Origin of the sequence: Anaerolinea thermophila UNI-1, from assembly GCF_000199675.1 — a bacterium.
Taxonomy (GTDB): Bacteria; Chloroflexota; Anaerolineae; order Anaerolineales; family Anaerolineaceae; genus Anaerolinea; species Anaerolinea thermophila.
In genome coordinates this window covers 3,076,632-3,098,171 of record NC_014960.1, presented here as the reverse complement: position 1 = coordinate 3,098,171, position 21,540 = coordinate 3,076,632, and the positions used below count along the sequence as shown (strand labels likewise).

Below are 21,540 nucleotides of genomic sequence, written 5' to 3'. Positions count from 1 at the left end.
TCATCAGAAAAAAAGGGCGTTTCTCATACTTGCATCCATCAGGAAAGCGCATTATACTCTTCTATACAGTTACCGGTAGCCAGAGTTGGATTGTTGTTAGACAATCTCTCTGGTTTTCCGTGTAACTTAAAACCCTAATTCTCAGTGGAGGAGAATCATATGAAAAAGTTTTCCCTCGTGCTGGCTCTGGTGCTGGTTCTTTCGCTCGTTCTGAGCGCGTGCACCACGCCCCAGGCGACCGCCACTCAGGCGCCTGAAAAGAAGTTGATTTGTCAGGTCACCGACACCGGTGGTATTGACGACAAATCCTTCAACGCCACCGCCTGGAAGGGCGCTCTGCGCGCGCAAGACGAACTGGGCTTTGAAGCCAAGTACCTGGAGTCCAAAGAAGTCGCCGATTACGAGAAGAACCTGAACGCCTTCATCGAAGAGAAGTGCGATCTGATCGTGACCGTCGGCTTCCTTTTGGGCGACGCCACCAAAGCTGCGGCTGAAGCCAACCCCGATTTCAAGTTCTCCATCGTGGACTTCTCCTATGATCCGCCTATCAGCAATGTGGTGGGTCAGGTGTTCGCCACCGATGAAGCTGCCTTCCTGGCTGGCTACCTGGCCGCCGGCATGACCAAGACCGGCAAGGTCGGTACTTTCGGCGGTCTGCCCATCCCGCCCGTGACCATCTTCATGGATGGCTTCGTGCGCGGCGTCAAATACTACAATCAGGTGAAAGGCACCAGCGTGGAAGTGCTGGGTTACGACCTGGCTGCCCCCGACAAGGGCTTGTTCACCAACTCGTTCGATGATCAGACCAAGGGTAAAGAGTTCGGCATCACCCTGATGGACGAGGGCGCCGATATCATCATGCCCGTGGCTGGGCCTGTGGGTCTGGGCACCGCCGCCGCTGTCAAGGAACGCGGTAACGCCCTCATTATCGGCGTGGACTCCGACTGGTTCCTCACCGCTGAAGGCTATCAGGACATCATCCTGACCTCGGTGTTGAAGAACATGGACGCCACCACGCTTGAGGTTGCCAAGCAGGTGAAAGATGGCGCCTTCAAGGGTGGCACGAACGTGGTCGGTACGCTCGCCAACAACGGTGTGGGCATTGCTCCGTTCCACAACCTCGACAGCAAGGTTCCCGCCGAACTGAAGGCTGAGATCGAGCAACTCAAGAAGGACATCATTGACGGCAAGATCAAACTCGCCGACATCAAATAAGTCCGCATGAACCTGTGAACAAGAGGGCGGCTGAAAAGCCGCCCTCTTTCTTTTCGGGTAACAAAGAACCATTCAAAAATGGCAGTTTTGCCTTGTTTTCCTTCCTGCAACCTTCGGCAGGCTCAGGGTACGCAGATTAACGTTTTCCGAGCGTGTCGAAGTGAACGCTTTTGGGCGCACACTTTCCCCTCTTTGCGTACTTTGCGCCTTTGCGGTAAAAACTTGCAATCCTTTTTTATCTCATCCTGATGAGACTCAAGAAATTTGGAAAGATGCTCAAAATAAACCCGGCTTTTTTGCCAGTTCGCTGAACAGAATCCCCAGCGAGTTGGATAACAGGGTATGCACGGCGCTGAACAGTTCCATCACTTGCGCGCGGGCATCCTCTTCTGCTCTTAAGAGAGGGTGCTGACGCAATTCCGCCTGTTTTTCAGCATACAGTTCCAGTTCCCCGCTTGCCGGGTAATATCCGCTGGCGCGACGCACGTTGAAGGATTCTTCCATCTCCTCTACCTCGCGCCGTAAATTTGCCAGTGCTATGTCCTCACGGACGGCACGCTGCACCGCCAGATAAGCCTGCACTTCCGGGGAGTTATGCAGGGCTTCGCCTAACCGGCGGGCGGGCTCGGCGTAAGGCTCGGGCAAAGTTTCGGGAAGGTTGAGCACCTCATCCGAAACTACGTGAACGGGCATCCCGCAGGCGTTCATCTCTTGATGGACGTGTTCCAGAAAGTCCACCCCCGCCGAACGGCTGATTTCCTGCACCACTGCTGAAAACAGGAAGCGCACGGCTTGCTCGGCGCGGCGGTAGGCGCGCATCACCGGCAGGGCTTCCACCTGTGACTGAAGAGAAGGGGCTTCTCCCTGATCGTAGCGGGTGCGTCCCTGACGGATGGCTACCAGCAAGCGGTGCACTTCAGCATTGCCATGCACCGTCTGAGCGGACTCTAAAAACCGTTGAAATTCTTCCGACTCGGCCAGCGCCTCGGCCAGATTCAGCGTAGCATGGCGAATCGGTTCTTTGTCCGGTTGTTGCAGAATGGCAGGCACAAAAGCAGAAAGGCTCATTCACCGCCCACATTTCGGAACAGGCGCACGTACACAGCCAGCCCAATGCCCCCAAGGACGAGCAGTGCTCCCAGCACCAGCAAGAGCGGCGAGCGCCCACCGCTCTGCGTCTCTCCAGGGGGCGGTTGGCGGACGCTGATTTGTGCACCAAAGTCAATCACCGAAACATTTCCCGCCAGCAGTTGAATCGGCACGCTGGTGGTTGTGGTTGGGTTGTACCCCGGTGGTACCGCCAGGCTGACGTTGTATTCCCCTTCCGGCACATCGGCAAAGCACAGCGGATTTTCCGGGTCATCGGTAGTTAAGCCGGAGAGGGAAACATTGCCAGAACGGTCGGTCACGCTCACTGCCCCGCCCAGAATCGGCGGTTCGCTATCCTCACGCACGGCATCGCCGTTCAGATCGGCAAACAGGATGACGCACACCTGACCGGTACCCCGCATGGGAGTGGGGGTGGGGAGCAGGGGGGTAGGGGTGATATCGGGTGCAAGGGTTGGCGTGGGTTCGGGGGTAACCACCCCTAAAAGCAGTTCCTGTCCCTGCACCAGTGTACAGGCAGAATCCAGGTTGTTGAGTTCGCGCAGGGTTTGCACCTTCACGCCGGTGAGCAGTTCAATCCGCAGGCAGTTATCGCCCGGCTGGACGATGTAAAGGATACGTCCATCTGGCTGAGGTGTAGGCGTCTGGTAGGTGACCTGCTCCAGGGGCTGAGCCGTAGCAGGTGAAACTGTGCCGGTCAGCATCAGTCCGATCAGCAGGCATAAGGCAAGAGCAATGGTAAAAAGGCGAAAATTCCTGTCCATACTTCAGGATTATAACATGCCCGCCGATTACCAGACGCGCTCCATTTCGGGGTTGTCGCGCGGACGGCGCCCAACCTTTGCCATATCCACCCACTCACCGTGTACCTTGACGCGCACCACGTCAGCGGTGAAGTCGGTGACTGTAGGTCCATGGTTGTTGAAGAGCGAGGAACCCACCGCGTAGATATCCACCGGTACGCCCAGTTTTTCGAAGCGGCGGATTTTATCGGGGTTGAAACCGCCCGAGACCACGATTTTCACCCCCCGGCAGTACTCACGGGCGCGCTCCACCCATTCCGGGGGCACATCCCAGGTTTCGGCGGCGTTGTCCAGTGCCTGACGCACCAGGAACACCAGCCGTGGGTTGACGCCCAGGTCCAGGTCCGGGTCACCCAGCGGCGGAACGGAGATATCCCGCAGGCTTCCGCTGGTATCCAGGCGTACTCCGTACAGGCGGTAACGTTCGGCTTCGTCGGGCTTGCCTTCTTCAATTAAAGCGCGGTAGCGGTCGAACATCTTACGGCACACCCGTAGCGAGTCGCCCACGCAATCGTTGTTGAAGTCCACCAGGGCAATCCGGGGAATGCTCTTGGGGAGCACTTCGGAAAATGCCAGCATGGCTTCTGCTGTATCACCCAGGAAACTGGCAATCGCGGCATGGGCAATGGTGCCGCCGCCGTAGCCGCCCCACCAGTCGCCCTGGGCATCGGTGGAGACAAACGGTCCCAGCGTGCTGGCGTAATCCATGTTGAAGCGCTGAACGGCAATGTTGTAGGCATAGCCATCTGCCGCCTGCACCTCGTGGACATCGAAGCGCGCCGGGAAGAACAGCACGGGCTTGCCCCGCGCGGCAATGAGCGTCTCATAAACATTGGTAGCAACCCGGCTGGCGCGGGTGAGGATGCCCAGCGTGGGCGTTTCCAGCATGGCAAAATCGCGGTAGCGCCCGCGCACGCGCATCACCGGCGTAATGTTGAGCGGGTCGCCGTTGTAGTGCACCAGCGCGCCATCGTGCACTGCCCACACTTCCAGTTGTTCATGGGTATCCACGAAGTGGTCACCGTCCCAGTAACCGGTGCAGTGCTTCAGCATGGTCAGGGCTTTGTCTACCCCGACAACGATGGTTGTGCCCGGTCGGCGTGTAAACCACTGCATTTCTACTTCAATATCGCCCACCAGCAGGTCATTGGGAGCCATGTGGGGGGGCAGGTTGGGTTTATCGCCCCGATAGAGGTACTTGCGGCGTGACAGTTCATTGAGCATTACGGCGATATTGACAAAGTACTTATCGCTGTACCAGCCACGGCGCATACGCTCAATATCTAATTTAAAGGTACGGTTGTCCAACCGCTGACCGTCAAAGATGCTCATAGGGTTGTTTTTATCCTCCGCTCAGTGGGAGTACTACGGTGAAGGTGGAGCCGGTTCCTACGGCTGAATCGACCCAGATGCGTCCTTCGTGTGCTTCCACGATGGACTTAACAATTGCCAGCCCCAAGCCGGTTCCGGAAACATCCGGCGCGGCGTTGCTGGCGCGGTAGAATTTGTCGAACACGTAGGGCAGGTCGATGGGCGGAATGCCGATGCCGTTATCGGACACCTGGAAGAGCAGTTGATTGCCTTCTACCCGCAGGGAGACCTGGATTTTTCCACCCTGGGGAGTGTATTTGATGGCGTTGTCCAGCAGGTTGTCCACCATCTGGCGCATCTGCACCGGGTTGGCGAGCAAACTGGGCGCCTGAGCAGGCAGGTCTAACTGCAGGGTATGCCCTTTTTCGCCCAGGGCTTTCTTGAAACCTTCCACGCTGTAACGGATGATGGCGTCGAGGGCTACCGGCTCTTTGCGGGTATCGAAGCCGGCTTCGATGCGTCCCAGGTCGAGCAAATCGTCCACCAGGCTGGTGATGTTGTGCACGCTGACCTGAATGCGACGGATGAAATCGCGTTGCAGATCGTTGACCGTCCCTACCCGTTCGATGAGTTCCACGTATCCCAGAATTGCCGTAAGCGGCGAGCGCAGGTCGTGCGAAACCGTGTGGACGAAATCGCTCTTGATCTGATCCAGTTTCTTCAGGCTGGTGATGTCCGAGAAGGTCAGGGCAATGCCCACTTCGGGGATGGGCGACACCCGTACGGTGAAGTACCTGCCGTCTTCTACCTGCACCTCAGTGCGGTCGGTGCCATTCTCCAACCCTTCCAGCAATTCCAGCAGAGCCGGATGGCTGAACACATCGCGGAAAGAACGTCCGGTCAAATGATTTTCGGGGAGAGAAAAAGCCTGCCGCACGGTTTGATTGACCAGCAAGAGGCGTTTTTCCCGATCCATCAGTACCACACCGTCCTGGACGTTGGTCAGCACGGTTTCCAGTTTGCGCCGCTCGGTAATGGTTTCGGTGTACAGGCGAGCATTTTCAATGGCAATGGTGGCAAACTCTGCCAGGGCTCCCAGCAGTTTGAGATGATGCTCGGTGAAGGGGATGCCATGTTGACGGTTATCCACCCCCAATACGCCAAAGGTGTGTCCGTGTACCGCCAGCGGCACATACAGCAAACTCTGTACCAGATATGTGGTCTTGATTTTTTGTGGGGTGCTGTCGTCCAGCAAAACCGGTTGACCGGTGCGGATAACCGTACCCGCCAGTGTGTCTTTCACCGGCAGGCGGAACGTGCGCACAAAGTCTTCATTAAAGTTGCGCGCGGCGCGCATGTACAGTTCTCCCGTTGCCGGGTCGAGCATAAGCAGACTGCCCTCTTCGGCACCGGTCATTTCCACCGCCGCGTCCACCACCGCGCTGAGCACATGATCCAGATCCAGGGAACTGACTACGGTGCGTCCCAGGCGGGCAAGGGTTTCCAGTTCGTCCAGGCGTTGCTGTAAACTGGCAGTGGCGCGGCGGGTCTCCAGCATGATGGCTTCGCGGCGCAATTTGCCAATTTCCAGTGCATGACGCAATACCCGCATGACATCATCGGTGCGCAGGGGCAGGGAGAGATATTCGATAAATCCCAGGCGCATGGCGGCTTTAAGTTTCTCGGGGTGATCGTGTTCCACGAAAAGCACGGCGGGGGCGGCAGGAAAACGCTGGCTGAGTTCTCGAGCCGTCTCCAGTTCGGCGCTCTCACCATCCATTTTTTCGGAGATGAACATCATGGTGGGAGTCAACCCCGAGGGAAGGGTTTTGAGGCTGGCGCGATCCGCGCAGACAAACACGCCGTACCCCATGGATCGAATAATCCGCTCCAGCAGGAAGTTAACCTGTGGATTGGGGGTAGCAATCAAAATCGTATCGGTCGCTTGAGGTATCATGTGTTACGGTTTACCCGAAAGTTGAAGTGCAGGGGGCAGGGTGAGGTGGAAAGCGGTGCCTTTCCCGCTCTGACTTTCCAGCCAGATTTTTGCTCCCTGGCGGCTGAGAATTTCCTGAATCAACCCCATGCGGATGCCCAACCCGCTGAAGCGCGGCGCTGAGGGGGAAGTCATGGGGTAAGTATCATTCATCACGCGCTCCACATCTGCCTGGGGCAAAACAACCCCTGCGATGCGTACCACGAGGTGGACGTTTCCATCTTTTTCTCGTTCAAGGCGAATCACCACCGGAGCGCCCGAATCGTTCAGTCGCATGGCCGTTGCCAGCAAACTATCCAGCACCGGCTCCAGCAATCCCGCTTCCACATTCACGGTCACACTTTCGGGGGGCAATTCGGTGGTCAGGGTCAGGCGGTTAGGTTGTGCCAGTTTTTGCGCGCGGGTGACCGCCTGGCGAATCAAATCGTTCAGTTTTGCCGGAGTTGAACGGGTGTCTCCCGAGGTAGGTGTTGGAATGGCTTCCACAATCTGGTGCAGGACATCCAGTTTTTCCTGAATGGTGGAGAGCAACTGGCGCTGATCGGCTCGCCAGCGCGCGGTAGGGTCTTTGCCCAGTTTGTTCAGCGCTTCCGCCGCGGCGGAAATTGGCGCCGCCATGGATTCGCGCACCGTGTTCAGGATGTCGTGATTGATGCGCTCCCCGATGCGGGCATTTTGCGCCAGCAGTTCCAGCGAACGGGCGCGCTCTTCAGCGGCGCGGAAGAGGTGCGCATTGGTCAGGGCAATGGAAGCGTAATCTGCCAGGGCTTCGAGCAGGTGCTGTTCGCTGGTGCTGAAGGCATTGGCGGCGCGGCGCATCATCACCAGCAAACCCACTACATGGCGGCGGGCTCGCGAAACGGCTTTGATGGGCACAATCAGGGCTGCCTGTCCCAAACTGGAAATCTTGAAGCGTTTGAGCGGCTCGCCGTGAATGCTCAACGGCTCGCCGGACATGGCAACCAACCCGCTGATGGAGTCATCCCAGGGTTTACCGCGCACCGCCCCCAGCGAGTTGGGAAGGTTTGTGCTGGCAACCAGCACAAAGGGCTTTTTGTCCTCATCGCGCAACAGGAACCAACCCACATCCGCCTGAGTGACGGTCACCGCGCCTTCGAGGATGCGGTCCATTAAGAGGGAGAGATCGGTAATAGACGTTACGGCTTTACCTACCGAGTAGATGGTGGTCAGTTCGCGCACGCGTTGTTGCAATTCCTGATTGGTCTGTTGCAGTTGCTGTTGCAGGCGCTCGCGTTCGCGGCGTTCGTGCACCTGTTTGAGCGCGCGCTCCACTGCCGAGACCACTTCGGCTTCGCGCACCGGCAGAAGCAGGTAATCGGTGGCGCCCAGGCGGAAGGCTTGCACAATATCGGCTTCCTGTCCGCGGTTTGCCAGCAAAATGACCGGCATCTGTAAGCCCTGGGCTTGCAGGGCAACCATGAGGTCTTTGCCGCTTAACCCCGGCAGGTTAAGGTTCGCCAGCACCAGGTCAGGATTCCATTGCACGGCGCGGGCGATGGCAGAATTACCGTCGCCCACCACTACCACCTGATATCCTACCGATTGCAGCGCCTGCCTGCCAATCAGGTCCGCTACAACGGGATCGCTTTCGACGAGTAAGATGCGATCACGCCCATTTGCCATATTCTTATAATATAGCATGAGTAGCCCGGATTGGGGAGAATTTTGCCCCGGCAAAGTTTTTATCATTCGCGCAGAAAACGTTTTCGCCATGCGCAGAAGACAAGATTTTTGAGTAAAATCAGATTACTCTGGAAACACCCAATTACAAGGAATGGAACATGAATATTTACATTACCGGCATTAGCGGGTTTTTGAGCATCAATCTGGTGCGTTATTTACTGGAGAAAGGCTATACTCACATCTCCGGCATTGACCTGGTAGATTTTGCCTACCCGGAGCGCAACCGCATTACCTTTTATCAGGGCGATATCCGCGACCGTGAGGCAGTGCGCCGCAGCATGGCGGGCGCAGAGATGGTCATTCACACCGCCGCGGCACTGCCCCTTTACCCCCCGGAAGAGATTTACACCACCGATGTCGTCGGCACGCGCATCCTGCTGGAAGAAGCTCATGCCATGGGTGTCAAGCGCTTCATTCACATCTCCAGCACGGCAGTCTATGGCGTCCCCGATCACCATCCTCTGTATGAGGATGACCCGCTGATTGGCGTTGGTCCTTACGGTAAAGCCAAGATTGAGGCTGAGGAAGTGTGCCTGGAATACCGCCAGAAGGGCATGTGCGTGCCGATTTTGCGCCCCAAGTCGTTCATCGGGCCGGAGAGGCTGGGGGTGTTTGCCATCTTCTACGAGTGGGCAAGCGAGGGCAAAAACTTCCCGATGATTGGCTCGGGCAACAACCGCTATCAACTGCTGGATGTGGAAGACCTGTGCGAAGCCATCCACGCCTGCATGACGCTGGACGCCGAGAAGGTCAACGATACCTTTAATATCGGTGCGGCGGAGTTTACCACCATGCGCCAGGACTATCAAGCCGTGCTGGATGAAGCCGGTTTCGGCAAGCGCATCATCCCCTTCCCGGCGGGACCTGTCATCCTTGCCCTCAAGGTTCTGGAAGCGTTGAACCTCTCTCCCCTCTACCCCTGGATTTACGAGACCGCCTCAAAGGACTCGTTCGTGTCCATCGAAAAGGCTCAGCGGGTGCTGAACTTCCAACCCAAATACTCCAACCGCGATGCCCTCTTGCGCAATTACCGCTGGTATCTGGCAAACAAGGATGCCCTCGCCCAAAGCGGCGAAGGCGTGACCCACCGCGTGCCGTGGAAGCAAAAAGCCCTCAAACTGGTGAAGATATTCTTCTAAAGCCAAAACGAGCAGATAAAACAACAGACTCCCCGGTAAAAACGGGGAGTCTGCCGTTTCTCTCAGCCTGCGTTAACGCTGAACGTAAGGCAGGTAAGTTTTATTGGGCAGAGAAGTGGCGCAGGTATAAATCCGAACGTCATCAATGAACCAGCCATAGTCGTCCACGCTGTTATCTGTGCCAATACGGAAGCGGAAGCGCACGCTCTGTCCCGCCAGCGAACTCAAATTGAGGCGGCTGGAAATGTAGCCGTTGCTCTCGCGCACAAAGGCTTGCCTGCCCGCCAGCGGGTTGCCGTACCCGGTATAAATCGTGCCGTTGTAGCCATTGTGGGTGAAGAGCGCGGCGGCATCTGTCCAGGTAGCGCCGTTGTTGGTGCTGTATTCCACCACACCGCCGTCATAAGCGCTGTAGGCATCATCATCAAAGCCGTAGGCGTGTTTGAAGTGCAAATAAGGCGTGCTTCCCGCCGGCAGCGCTACGCTGGATGTCATGGCAATGGCATAACTGGCTGCCCCGTCATAATTGTAGCCCCAAAAGTTGGTCACTCCGCTGGTGGCATAAGTAGCATCAAAAGACAGGGAATTGGGATATTGCGGGTAGAACCAGTAATTACCGCCGCTCAGACTGCTGGATGCCCACTTTCCGCTGGCGGGGTTTTCCAAATCATCCTTGAACAGGTCAATCGGAACGCCCGTGGTACACACCGGCGCTTCGGGGGCGGCACACCCGGTAGGTTGTTGATTCATTTCCACCGCGTCCAGGGCATTCTTCACCTGCGTGCAGTCGGCGGTGGTGATGCCGTTCGTCCCCACCAGCAGACTGCAGGCTTGCTGGAGCGCGTTGTACAGGTCGAGGTAATCGCTGGCAGAGGTCAGCAGGCTGGTTTGGGCTTTGTAGAAGATGTGTGCGGCTTTGGTAATGCCTAAACCGGTAACCGTTTTGCCATTGAAGGTGCCGCCGTCGGTGATCAAATAGGCGGCTTTGTTGGCAACCCCGCTATTGGTATGCACCCCGCCGTTGTCTTCTTCATAAGGGTCGCAGGTGTAGTTTGTGCTGGTCATGCGGTCGGGATCGCCGTAGGCGGGCGGATTGCTCATACTGCGGATGACGCCCACAGATGCAGGAAGGTCTTCGCCTAATAGCCATTTAACCCCGGTGGAATCGTTGCCTTTACCGTTGGTCTGATCAATCCATTCCCCCCAGATGTCTGAAAAGGCTTCGTTGATGGCGCCCGACTGGTAATAGTAGAACAACCCCGAGGTAAAACTGGTTACCCCGTGGGTCATCTCGTGCGCCACCACATCATCCGCCACCATGCCGTCGCCGTACACCATCTGCGCGCCGTTCCAGAAGGCATTCACGTAAGGGCAGGAAGTGGAAGTGTAGGTATAGCAGAAACGCGTGGTCGAGATGAGCGCCATGCCCGCGCCGTCGAGGCTGTCGCGGTTGTGGGTGTTCAGGTAGAAATTGTACACATCTCCGGAGTAATCGTAGGCTTTATCCACGTCACTGATGCCGGTGGCTGCCTGCCCCTCAACACGCTTGAGGTTGGCAGAACTCTGTAATGTGTTGTTGCGCACGTTGTTGTTGTCGTACACCTTGCGGTTAAGGACCGTGTCAATTTGATTGAACGAAAGCGCCACCACGCCGGCGTGAGCATCTACCAGCACCAGTTCGCGGATGGGCAGAAGTTCCCCCGCAGGTTCGACATCCATGCGCCACACCAGCCGGGCAATGGGCAAGCCGCGCCCGCCCAGAATGGGCGGGTAGTACACCCACAGTTGCGGTTCGGTTGTGGTCAGTGCCGCGGCATCCACCCCATGCTTGCGGGCAGTGCTTTCGAGGGCGCGCTGGCGGGCATCTTCTGCCGGGACGATGGGTGTAGTCTTCAGGGAAGGCTTGGGCAGGATCTCGCCGCCCACTGTCAGAATGTCATGACTGGCGGTGGTGTGGACAACCAGTTCCCCGCCCAGCACGGGGATGCCTTCCACCACCTGCTGGAAGCGCGTCACCCCGCCGCCGTTTTCAGCGCGTTCACTGCTCATCAGGGTCAGTTCGGTTGCCGGGTCTTTCAAGCCAAACAGCCCGCCGCACGCCTGCAGGTATGCCCGCGCCGCCATCTCCGGGGTGGCATCGGCAGGAAGCGCCTGCGGTTGGGGAATGGCGTTTTCCTGGCTGACGCCCACAAAGCGCACCAGCCCGGTTTCGCTGTTCAGCGTCAGCCGGCTTTCACCCGCCGGCAGACACTGCGCCGGTAGTCTGGCTTCCGAAGCAGATGCCTGAGTGCGGAAAGAACCTGTTCCCAGCGCGGTTAGCGCCAGCAAAACGACCGTCACGACCCGCCATAGAAAGCGAAAGACATGAGAAAGGGAAAAACAGTGCATAGAACAACCTCGCCTTAAAAATCTGTAAGACATCTTACTTCCCAGAAAGGGCTTCTTTCTGGAGTTCCAGCAATCGGGAGATTAAAGGTTCAAGCGGCACCTGATTCAGCGTCATATCATCCGCGCGCACCTGAATGCGTTCCCCATCGCGTTCGATGGTCAGGACGTAATTGAAGCAATCCCGGCAGGCAGAGCCGGGCGGGACAGGTTTTTGTTCCCCTGCCTGCGCTTCCAGCACCAGTGCGGCGATCTCTTTCAGGGCTTCCGGCGGCAGGTTTGTGGTAATTTCCACCCCTGAGTTTTCATCGCTTACCTTCAACGCGCCGTTGCTGTCCAGTTCCACACGGCGGGAAACCCCGGCAAACCCGCCCGACTGGCTCAGGCGCACCTGCCACTGCGGCAGGGATTTGGCTTCCAGCGATGAAACAGTGGCAGAGGGTTGCCCCTCTGGGACAGAGAGCGGTGCGCAGGATGCCATCCCCAACAGCCCAATCAGCATGAGCCATAAGACCCGGTGAAAATGTTTCATGTCACACCCCTTGATCAAAGACATTCGTGTCCTTCGGCAACTTACCGAAAGACTTTTGAAGTTTCACAGGGTAAAGACGAATTTCGGGGGGGAAAGTATCCCGGAAGTTCCGGAAAAACGTTCTTTCACCTGGAAGGGTGATGCTATTTTGTGAAAAGAAAACGAATGCTGCGTAAGGCTATCATCAGTATAACAGAATTTTTACCAGAGAAAAACCGGTATTTTTTAAACAATAGGTTAAGAAGTCAGGACATTTTCCTGGCATTTTTCCATTCCATCCCCGGGAAATTGTGAGATACAATCTTGTAGACACCTCTTAGCGGAGTTCTCTATGAAAGCCGTTCGCATTGTACAGCCCCATCAGGTAGAAATTGTCGACCTTCCCATCCCCACCCCCGGCGAGAAAGAGATTCTCATCCGTGTGGAAGCCTCAGGCATTTGCGGCACCGACCTGCACATCCTGCGCGGAGAATACATGGGCAACTATCCCGTCATCCCCGGGCATGAGTTTTCCGGCACGGTGGTCGAGACAGGTGCAGGTGTCACCCGCTTTCGTGTCGGCGATCGGGTAGCAGTGGAGCCAAACCTTTCCTGCGATGCCTGCGAGGAATGCCTGAACAACCGTCAGAACTTCTGCCGCAACTGGCAGGCAGTGGGCGTCACCCTGCCGGGCGGCATGGCAGAGTACGTAGTCGTCCCCGAAAAAGCCGCTTTTGCCGTGGGTGACCTGCCTGCCGAGCAAGCCGCTTTCATGGAGCCGCTGTCCTGCGTCCTGCACGGCATGGAGAACCTCTCGCCGCGCATGGGTGACCGCCTGCTCATCATTGGTGCGGGACCCATCGGTATCCAACTGATGCGCGTCGCCCGTCTGCAGGGTGCGGCGCATATTACCATGGTGGAACGCAACCCCGCCCGCCTGATGTTTGCCGCCGAAGCCGGCGCCGACCGGGCATTGAGCAGTCTGGACGATCTTTCCCCCGATTCTTTCGATGCTGTGATTGATGCCACCGGCGTTCCGGCAGTGCTTGCCCGCACGCTGGATTACGTCCGCTCGGGCGGGAAGGTGTTGTGGTTTGGCGTGCCCCGCTCGGATGCCACCATGGCCCTTGAGCCATTCAAAATCTTCCGCAAGGGCTTGACGGTGATGGGGTCGTTCACCTCAAAGCGCAATTCGTATCAGGCGGTGGCGTTACTGCAAAGCGGCGCCCTGCGTGTGGATGACCTCATCTCCCATCGCCTGCCGCTGGCGGACTTTTTGCGCGGTTGCGAACTGCTGGAGCAAGGCGCCGAAGGCGTCAAGAAGGTGATGATTCTGCCTCAAGCCTGACTCCCGGAGGATTTGCCATGAATCAACCCAATTTGCACAACCCCCACCTCAATGGCGAGCCGTTCTTCTGGCAAGCCGGTCCCATTGGCATTCTGATGATTCACGGTTTCACCGCCACGCCGGTGGAAGTGCGCATGGTCGCCGAGCGCCTGCACCCGCATGGCTACACGGTTGCCGCGCCGCTTTTACCTGGTCACGGCACACACCCCGATGACCTGAATCGAGTCCGCTGGCAGGATTGGGTTGCTAAAGCCGAAGAATCCTACCAGCAGTTGAAGCAAACCTGCCAGAAAGTCTATTTGCTGGGTGAATCCATGGGCGCATTGGTGGCGTTGTATCTGGCGGCAGAGCACCGTGAAGCCGAAGGGGTCATTGCTTCAGCCCCTGCCATCCGCCTGCTTATTTCGCCATTGCAGAAAGCCGCTCTGCCGTTGCTCAGCCTTTTCAAGGCTTCCATGCCCAAAGGTGGGCTGGATGCTTCCTCGAACTGGCAGGGCTATCCGGTCAACCCGTTGAAAGGGGTACAGCAGTTATTCCGCTTCCAGAAAGAAGTGGAGCGCCGTTTGCCCGAAATCGTCCAGCCTATTCTGGTGCTGATGGGACGGTACGATACCACCGTCCACCCCGAGGCGGGAAAGTTCATCCTGGAGCGGGTTTCATCACCCTATAAATCGCTGGTGTGGTTTGAGAACTCCAGCCACGTGATTTTGATTGATCAGGAAGTAGATGCCGCCGCTGAGCGTATTGAGCGATTTATTAAGGAAACCTCGAATGACGGCATGCCTGCCCTGCTGAGTTAGCCGCTGCTGAGGCAGGTAGAGGTGCGCAAGGTTCGACACCCTCACCGTATCTCCTGTTCTTTGCGCTTTGGCAGGTTTTATACGTTCGTCTCGACAGGCTCAACGAACGTTACTCTTTCCTTTGCGTCCTTTGCATCTTTGCGATAAAACCTCAACTGGCGTGCTTACTGCTTTTCGCCTGCCTTCACCTGCAGGGCGGATAGACCCATCCTGGCATGCAGATGCGGTGCCAGCGCCGAAAGAAGCATGCCAGCCGTCATCAGCGTACATCCGAAGAATCCTCGCAGAGAAAGGCTTTCCCCCAGCACCAGCCAGCCTGCCAGCACGGCGAAGACCGATTCCATCACCATGATCACCGCGGCGTGAGCGGGGTGTGCATCGCGCTGAGCAATCACCTGCAGGGTGAAGGATACCGCCACCACCATCAGCCCGCCGTAGAGGATTGCCCCACCGGCAGAAGAAATCTCTGCCAGCGCCGGGCGCTCCCAGCCCAGCATGCCCGGCAGGCTGAGCAGGGTAACCACCACAAACTGCCCGATAGCGATGTACACCGGATCGGCTTTTTGGGTGAGAAATCCCAGCGCCTGAATGTGTGCCGCCCAGAAAAACGCGCTTGCCAGCACCAGCCAGTCGCCGCGGGAGACCTGCAGGGCTTCGTTGACACTGAGCAGGTACAGCCCGGCCACTGCCAGCACCGCGCCCACCCAAGTCGCCGCGTGGGTGCGCTGTCCCCACACCAGCCCCAGCAAAGGCACCAGCACCACATACAGACCAGTGATGAAGCCCGCCTTGCCTGCTGTGGTGTATGCCAGTCCTTCGGTTTGCAGGGTCGAGGCAATGAACATCAGTCCCCCTGCCAGCAGCGAGGCTTTCAGCAGGGTGCGCGGACTCGCCTTTGCGCGGAGCGGTTCAAAACGGCGTACCAGAGGCAGGAAAAGGAACAACGCCAGCACCCCCATGCCAAAGCGCAGCGCATTGTAGGTAAACACCCCCACATGCTCCATGCCCAAGCGCTGGGCGACAAACCCCATGCCCCAGATGGCAGTGACCACCAGCAAGAGTGCGTTGGAACGCCACATGGCTTTAAATCACCATCAAAACCCGTTGATGACTCTGCAGTTCGGCGTAGATGGCGTTCAACTGCACCCGCGATGAGGCGGTGAAAGACACGGTCACCGAGAGGTAGCGGTCTTCGCGGCTGAGGCGCGATTCTACCTTCTGGATATCCCCCTCATCGAGGTGCTTCTGAAACAGCGAAACGACAAAGGCTTCAAAATCCTGCTCGTTGCGTCCAATCACCTTGAGCGGGATGACGGTAGGAAAATCAAAAACTTCACGATCCAGACTCATCATGCGCCGAGTATACCCGATTCTGCGCGCCCCTCAAGGGTGAAAAAGCGGGTCATTTTTAATCGCGCCCTGAGCCTGCCGAAGGGCGCATGATCAACCGTACGCCGAGTGTGTCGAGGTGCAAGATATTCCTCCTTTTGCATCCTTAGCGCCTTTGCGGTACCCCCCTGGAAGTGCGAAGAGTATGTCGAGGTGCACGGCAATGGCCCCCGAGCAAAACGCACAAAAAAGGGCTGGCAATCACGCCAGCCCTTCATTTCGATTTCCTCTGGAATTACTCTTTCTCGTACGGCGTACCGTCGGCGGCAGGCATTTGACCGCGTCCCACCACGCCCGCCAGCACGATCATGGTGACGATGTAGGGCGACATCGCCATGAACTGTGTGGGGATGCCCGTGCCGAGGATGGTCAGTTTGGTAGCAATCGAATCGGCGAAGCCAAAGAGCAACCCCGCGCCGAACGCGCCCAGCGGCGTCCAGTTGCCGAAGATCATGGCTGCCAGACCGATGAAGCCCTTACCGGCGGTCATCATTTCATCAAAGCGCCCTACCGAACCCAGGGTGAAGAACGCCCCACCGATGCCCGCCATCAAGCCGCTGAGCAGGACTGCCATGTAGCGCGTGGCAAAGACGTTAATGCCCAGTGTATCAGCGGCTTTAGGGTGTTCGCCCACCGCGCGCAAGCGCAAGCCCCAGCGGGTGGAGAACAGCGCTACCTGAATGACAATCAGCGCGATGAGCATGATGTACACAAACAGGTTGGTGTTGAAGAAAAGCGGTCCGATGACGGGAATATCCGCCAGCAGGGGGATGGGAATGCGCGGGAAGATGGGCGGGTTGTTCAACTGCTGATAGGTTTGCAGGAACTTTGCCGAAAGGAATGAAGTCAACCCGGTGGAGAAGATGTTAATCACCGTACCGGAAATAATCTGGTTAATCTTGTAGTGGATGGACAGTACCCCGTGAATCAGCGCAAGCAACATACTGGAAAGCACTGCCGCCAGCAAGCCAATCCACATGTTTTTGGTGACGCTTCCCACCAGTGCGCCCACCATGGCTGCCATGAGCATCATGCCCTCAATGGCAATGTTGACCACACCCGCGCGCTCGGAGAGCACACCGGAGAAGGCACCGAGGATGATGGGCACGCCCAGCAGGACTGCCGCACTGAGCATTCCCACCAGGTTGAGGGACTTGCCCGCGGTTGCCCAGGTGAGGAAGGCAAAGACGAACAGGGCAACCACCACACTCAGTACGAGATTCATCCAGCGTCCAAAGCCGCGGAAGATTTGCACCAAGCCCAACCCTACGGCAAGAATTGCCAGCACCAGCAGGGTAGCATAAGCAGGTACAATCCAATCCGGCGCTGCGCCGCGATCCAGCCCGCCGGGGGTCATCACGAAGCGCGCCACCATGCCCGGCTCGGCGCGCCGCGAGAAAAGGAAAATCAACACCCCCAGCAACACCTCGACAATGCCGGTTACCCGTTGGCGGGTGGGGGAAATGATCTCAACTTTGCGGTGAATAACAATGGTAGAAGTAGCCATTTACTTGCTCCCTCCTCCCCAACTGCCGGTAAAGACGGCTTCTTCCGCTTCTTTGGGAACACGAATGCGGTAAATGGTGCGGATGATGGCAGGCGCGGCGACAAATGCCAGGATCAGCGCCTGAATGATGGAAATAATGTCGTTGGGGATATACAGCAGTTCCATGCGGGTAGCGCCGTTGCGCAGAGCGCCAAACAGCAGGGAAGCCAGCACCACACCCATCGGCGTGCTGTTGCCCAGCAGCGCCAGGGCGATGCTGTCGAAACCGTAGCCCGGCGAAAGTCCCAGCGCCATACTGCGGTTGACCGCCAGAATCTGGTTGGCGCCCGCCATGCCCGCCAGCGCGCCGGAGAGGGTCATCGCCAGCACAATGTTCTTGGTGATGTTCATGCCGGCGTACTTTGCCGCATTGGGGTTGGCGCCCACCGTTCGCAGGTCAAAGCCCCAGGTGGTTTTGAACAGCAACCAGTGCACCGCGTAGGCAAATGCCAGCGCGATGAAGAAGCCCAGATGGAAGCGGATGGGCGGTGGGAAGAACTGCGGAATTTCCGCCGACTTTTCGATGATGGGGCTGATGGGCAAACCGCCCGAACCCGGACGGGTGAGCGGGCCCGACAACAGCCACTCGGTCAGGCGGAAGGCAATCCAGTTCATCATGATGGTGTTGATGACCTCATGCGCGCCGGTTTTGGCTTTCAGCCAGCCGGGGATGAAGCCCCATAGCGCCCCACCCAGCGCACCGGCAAGGAATGCCAGCGGCGCATGGATGATCTGCGGCAAGCCCTTGACGAAAATGCCCACAGCGGTTGCCGCGGCGGCGCCCATGAACAACTGCCCTTCCACACCGATGTTGAACAACCCCGAGCGGAAGCCCAGCGCCACCGCCAGCCCGGCGAAGATGTAGGGCGTGGCATTCACCAGGCTTTCCAGAATGGGATTCACCGCGCGGCGAATCTCCAGCGGGTTGCCCGATTGAAATGCCGCCACAATTCGTGCCGGATCGCCCAGTGCGCCGGTGAACAGCGCCTGATACGACTGAATGATGGTCTTCCAAACTGCCGCCATGCCCGTTCCAAAGGACACGCGGAAGGCGGCGTACACGTCTTCACTGGTCACCACAATAAAGATGGCACCGAAGACCAGACCGGTGAAAATTGCCAGCAGAGGAACCACCAGGGTGCGCCCGGTTTTGCGCCAGCCTTTCAGCCGCTGAGCTTCTTCGGACTGCCCGGTGACTTCCTCTAAAAAGACTTTTCCTGCATCTTGTTTCGGCTTGTTTTCGCTCACGATCCACCCCGTGTCACAAGGTTGATTCGACGACGCGCTCCCCAACCTGCGGGGCGCCTGCCTGTTCCGGACTGACGCCTGCCATCAGCAAGCCAATGTAATTCTTGGTGGCTTGTTCGGCGGGCACAATCGCCACGATTTTGCCGCGGTACATCACCGCAATGCGGTCTGACAGTTCCATGATTTCATCCAATTCGGACGAAACCAGCAGGACTGCACAACCTTCGTCGCGTTTTTCCACAATACGCTTATGGATGTATTCAATCGAGCCTACATCCAGACCGCGGGTGGGCTGAGAGGCTACCAGCAGGCGGATGGGACGCGAAAATTCGCGAGCCACAATCACCTTTTGCTGATTACCACCCGAAAGGTTGCCGGCATTCACCAGTGGTCCCGGCGTGCGGATATCGAAGTCTTTGATGAGTTGCTCGGCGGTCCTGAGGATTTCCTTTTCCTGCATGCGGATTCCCCGGGCAAAGGGTGGTTTGTAGTAGGTGCATAGTGCAATGTTATCTGCCACCGGGAAGGTCAATACCAGCCCATCGCGCTGGCGGTCTTCAGGCACATGCGCGCTCCCCAACTCGGTGATTTTACGTGGGTTGGCAAAGGTTACGTCCTCGCCCAGCAGACGGATGGTGCCGGAAATGGGATGGCGTAATCCGGTGACGGCTTCTACCAGTTCGGTCTGACCGTTGCCCTGTACGCCGGCGATACCCAGAATCTCGCCTGCACGCACGTCAAAACTGACGCCATCCACGGTGATTTGCTTCTGCGCATCGGCAACCACCAGGTCTTTGACCTCCAGCACCACATCTCCGGCTTTGGCAATCTCTTTTTCTACTTCCAGACGCACGGCGCGCCCCACCATCATCTCTGCCAGTTTGGCTTTATCGGCTTCGGCAGGGGTGGTTTCACCCACCACTTTGCCACGGCGAATGACCATGATCCGGTCGGAAATCTCCAGCACTTCGCGCAATTTGTGGGTGATGAAGATGATGGATTTGCCCTGCTTGACCAGTTCGCGCATGATGACGAAGAGTTCATCGGCTTCCTGTGGGGTCAGCACGGCGGTTGGCTCGTCAAAGATGAGGATGTTGGCTTCGCGGAAGAGCAGTTTGATGATTTCCACGCGCTGTTGCACGCCTACCGGCAGATCGCGCACGTAGGCGTAAGGGTCCACTTCCAGGTGATAGCGCTCGGAAATCTCGCGGATGCGCTGAGCGGTTTTCTCGCGGTCAAGGAAATCGCCCATGCGCACCGTCTCTGCGCCCAGCATGACGTTCTCCGTGACAGTAAAAACCGGGATTAGCATAAAGTGCTGGTGCACCATACCAATCCCGGCTCGAATCGCATCCAATGGAGAATGCACGGTAATTTTCTGGCCTCGCACATAGATTTCACCCTCATCCGGCTGATACAAGCCATACAGGATGTTCATCAATGTGGATTTTCCGGCTCCGTTTTCCCCGAGTAAAGCCAGAATTTCGCCTTCGTTGAGGGTTAAGTCGATGTGATCATTCGCCAGTACGCCCGGGAACCGCTTGGTGATTCCCTTTAACTGCAGAACTGGTGTCATGAATCCTCCATTTCGTTTAAGGAAAGAATTGCGTTTATTTTATCACAATGTTAGACAAGTACCCCTTCCTTTTGTCATATTTCCCGCGAACAACGTTCATAAATTTTCCCTTATATAATGAAACCTCCCCCGTTTGCGGGGGAGGTTTTGTCAGGATGGTTTGTTCATCTGTTCCAGGCGTACCAGCGCCAGTCGTTTGACATGTGCCACAATGGCTGCCATGCCGTTTAGACGCTGGGAAGTGACCACGTCTTGCAACCCCATGGCTATGTAAAAGTCCGAAGGCAGATTCAAAATCTCCTCCGGTGTAGCCCCACGCAGTCCTTCGGCGATGATCGCGGCATAGCCGCGCACGGTGGGCGATTCGGCCGGCACGGCGAAATGGAAAATTGCTCCATTCTCCTGCCATTCCGCCATTACCGAAACCGGCGTCATGCACTCGGGTACTGCTTCCATCTCGTTGAGATGCTCCTTCAGGTGGTCGGGCAAAGTGGGCAGGCTCTCGGCGTACTGCAAGAGCAGTTCCAGTTTCTCCCGCCCCTGACAAAGGCGGAAATCTTCAACAATTTCGGCAAGGCGTTGCGGGAGCATCACGACGGTCCTGCCCCTTTCTCAATCGGTGCGCCTACCAGATTGCCCCATTCCGTCCATGAACCGTCGTAATTGCGCACCTGCGGGTATCCCAGCAGGTACTTGAGAACAAACCAGGTGTGCGAACTGCGCTCGCCGATGCGGCAGTAGGCAATTACCTCACGGTCGGGGGTGATACCTTTGCCCTGGTACAGATCGCGCAGGGCTTGGGGCAGTTTGAACGTACCGTCTTCGGGGTTAATGGCCATTGCCCAGGGGATGTTCACTGCGCCCTGAATGTGTCCGCCGCGCATGGCGCCTTCCTGCGGATAATTGGGCATGTGGAGCAGTTCGCCGGTGTATTCCTGTGGCGAACGCACGTCCACCAGTGCGCCGCCGGTCTCAATGTGTCGGAAGACGTCCTCGCGGAAAGCGCGAATGTCACGCTTGGGGGGTTTGGCACGATAGTCGGTGGGGGGATATACCGGCACCTCGCGGGTGATGGGACGGGCTTCCTGAAGCCACTTTTGCCGTCCGCCGTTGAGGATGCGCAGGTGTTCATGCCCGTAATACTCGAACAGCCAGAAGGCGTAACAGGCAAACCAGTTGTTCTTGTCGCCGTAGAAGATGACCGTGGTATCGTTGGCAATCCCCAGGCTGCTGCACAGGGCTTCGAACTGCTGTTGGTTGATAAAATCGCGGCGCACCGGGTCTTGCAGGGTAGTGAACCAGTCCACCTTGACTGCGCCGGGGATATGGCCGGTGTCGTACAGTAAGGGGTCTTCGTCAGACTCGACGATTCGCAGGTTGGGGTCGTGGAGATGCTGGGCTAACCACTCGGTCTCGACCAGCACTTCCGGATGTGCGTATTGTTCGGTTGTCATGACAACCT

Annotated in this window: 18 protein-coding genes; 4 read left to right on the top strand and 14 right to left on the bottom strand. The window is 57.4% G+C overall.

The genetic code is table 11. The features are described 5' to 3' along the window. The first annotated feature begins 159 nt into the window (after window positions 1–159). On the top strand, window positions 160–1,215 hold the full coding sequence (locus ANT_RS13980; protein ID WP_013561177.1) for a BMP family lipoprotein: 1,056 nt from the start codon (window positions 160–162) through the stop codon (window positions 1,213–1,215). Between the two features lie 276 nt (window positions 1,216–1,491). Here ANT_RS13980 and ANT_RS13975 read toward each other — a convergent pair whose 3' ends face one another. Genes ANT_RS13975 through ANT_RS13955 form a run of 5 tightly spaced genes read right to left on the bottom strand, consistent with a single transcriptional unit; the run spans window position 1,492 to window position 8,076 of the window. Next, on the bottom strand, window positions 1,492–2,283 hold the full coding sequence (locus tag ANT_RS13975; protein WP_013561176.1) for a YlbF family regulator: 792 nt from the start codon (window positions 2,281–2,283) through the stop codon (window positions 1,492–1,494). Next, entirely contained in the window at window positions 2,280–3,086 is an 807-nt protein-coding gene (locus tag ANT_RS13970) for an SdrD B-like domain and LysM peptidoglycan-binding domain-containing protein (protein ID WP_013561175.1), read from the bottom strand. Before ANT_RS13970 ends, ANT_RS13975 begins: the two co-directional genes overlap by 4 nt. Before the next feature lie 27 nt (window positions 3,087–3,113). Further along, window positions 3,114–4,457 carry a nicotinate phosphoribosyltransferase gene (locus tag ANT_RS13965; RefSeq protein ID WP_013561174.1) on the bottom strand — a complete coding sequence of 448 codons (1,344 nt, stop codon included), beginning with the start codon at window positions 4,455–4,457 and terminating at the stop codon, window positions 3,114–3,116. Between the two features lie 10 nt (window positions 4,458–4,467). Beyond that, window positions 4,468–6,393: a hybrid sensor histidine kinase/response regulator gene (locus ANT_RS13960; protein WP_013561173.1), complete on the bottom strand. Its 1,926-nt coding sequence runs from the start codon at window positions 6,391–6,393 to the stop codon at window positions 4,468–4,470. A gap of 3 nt (window positions 6,394–6,396) precedes the next feature. Beyond that, the gene (locus ANT_RS13955) at window positions 6,397–8,076 is read right to left on the bottom strand and encodes a hybrid sensor histidine kinase/response regulator (RefSeq protein ID WP_041455064.1); all 1,680 of its coding nucleotides are present in this window, start codon (window positions 8,074–8,076) and stop codon (window positions 6,397–6,399) included. Window positions 8,077–8,234: 158 nt separating this feature from the next. Here ANT_RS13955 and ANT_RS13950 point away from each other — a divergent pair, with 158 nt between their 5' ends. Next, window positions 8,235–9,275 carry an NAD-dependent epimerase/dehydratase family protein gene (locus ANT_RS13950; RefSeq protein ID WP_013561171.1) on the top strand — a complete coding sequence of 347 codons (1,041 nt, stop codon included), beginning with the start codon at window positions 8,235–8,237 and terminating at the stop codon, window positions 9,273–9,275. A gap of 72 nt (window positions 9,276–9,347) precedes the next feature. Here the strand turns inward: ANT_RS13950 and ANT_RS16650 are convergent, their stop codons facing one another. Both ANT_RS16650 and ANT_RS13940 read right to left on the bottom strand, forming a co-directional pair. Next, on the bottom strand, window positions 9,348–11,663 hold the full coding sequence (locus ANT_RS16650; protein ID WP_013561170.1) for a M4 family metallopeptidase: 2,316 nt from the start codon (window positions 11,661–11,663) through the stop codon (window positions 9,348–9,350). Window positions 11,664–11,697: 34 nt separating this feature from the next. Next, complete coding sequence (locus tag ANT_RS13940) at window positions 11,698–12,192, bottom strand: protealysin inhibitor emfourin (RefSeq protein WP_041455063.1); 495 nt, start codon at window positions 12,190–12,192, stop codon at window positions 11,698–11,700. Between the two features lie 331 nt (window positions 12,193–12,523). Between ANT_RS13940 and ANT_RS13935 the strand changes: the two genes are divergently transcribed. Further along, window positions 12,524–13,519 carry a zinc-dependent alcohol dehydrogenase family protein gene (locus tag ANT_RS13935; RefSeq protein WP_013561168.1) on the top strand — a complete coding sequence of 332 codons (996 nt, stop codon included), beginning with the start codon at window positions 12,524–12,526 and terminating at the stop codon, window positions 13,517–13,519. Window positions 13,520–13,536: 17 nt separating this feature from the next. After that, complete coding sequence (locus ANT_RS13930; protein WP_013561167.1) at window positions 13,537–14,319, top strand: alpha/beta hydrolase; 783 nt, start codon at window positions 13,537–13,539, stop codon at window positions 14,317–14,319. Between the two features lie 164 nt (window positions 14,320–14,483). Here the strand turns inward: ANT_RS13930 and ANT_RS13925 are convergent, their stop codons facing one another. From ANT_RS13925 to ANT_RS13890, 7 genes are all read right to left on the bottom strand, one after another. Further along, complete coding sequence (locus ANT_RS13925) at window positions 14,484–15,398, bottom strand: DMT family transporter (protein WP_013561166.1); 915 nt, start codon at window positions 15,396–15,398, stop codon at window positions 14,484–14,486. Between the two features lie 4 nt (window positions 15,399–15,402). Further along, window positions 15,403–15,672 (bottom strand): YbeD family protein, encoded by a 270-nt coding sequence (locus ANT_RS13920; protein ID WP_013561165.1) that lies wholly within the window; start codon window positions 15,670–15,672, stop codon window positions 15,403–15,405. Window positions 15,673–15,943: 271 nt separating this feature from the next. Then, the gene (locus ANT_RS13910) at window positions 15,944–17,215 is read right to left on the bottom strand and encodes an ABC transporter permease (RefSeq protein WP_013561164.1); all 1,272 of its coding nucleotides are present in this window, start codon (window positions 17,213–17,215) and stop codon (window positions 15,944–15,946) included. Beyond that, a complete protein-coding gene (locus ANT_RS13905; protein ID WP_013561163.1) occupies window positions 17,216–18,502 on the bottom strand; it encodes an ABC transporter permease in 1,287 nt (428 codons plus the stop codon). Between the two features lie 13 nt (window positions 18,503–18,515). After that, a complete protein-coding gene (locus ANT_RS13900; protein ID WP_013561162.1) occupies window positions 18,516–20,078 on the bottom strand; it encodes an ABC transporter ATP-binding protein in 1,563 nt (520 codons plus the stop codon). A gap of 150 nt (window positions 20,079–20,228) precedes the next feature. Beyond that, on the bottom strand, window positions 20,229–20,669 hold the full coding sequence (locus tag ANT_RS13895) for a SufE family protein (RefSeq protein WP_041455060.1): 441 nt from the start codon (window positions 20,667–20,669) through the stop codon (window positions 20,229–20,231). Continuing rightward, entirely contained in the window at window positions 20,669–21,532 is an 864-nt protein-coding gene (locus ANT_RS13890; RefSeq protein WP_013561160.1) for a sulfurtransferase, read from the bottom strand. The genes ANT_RS13895 and ANT_RS13890 overlap by 1 nt, the downstream gene beginning before the upstream one ends. Window positions 21,533–21,540 lie beyond the last annotated feature (8 nt).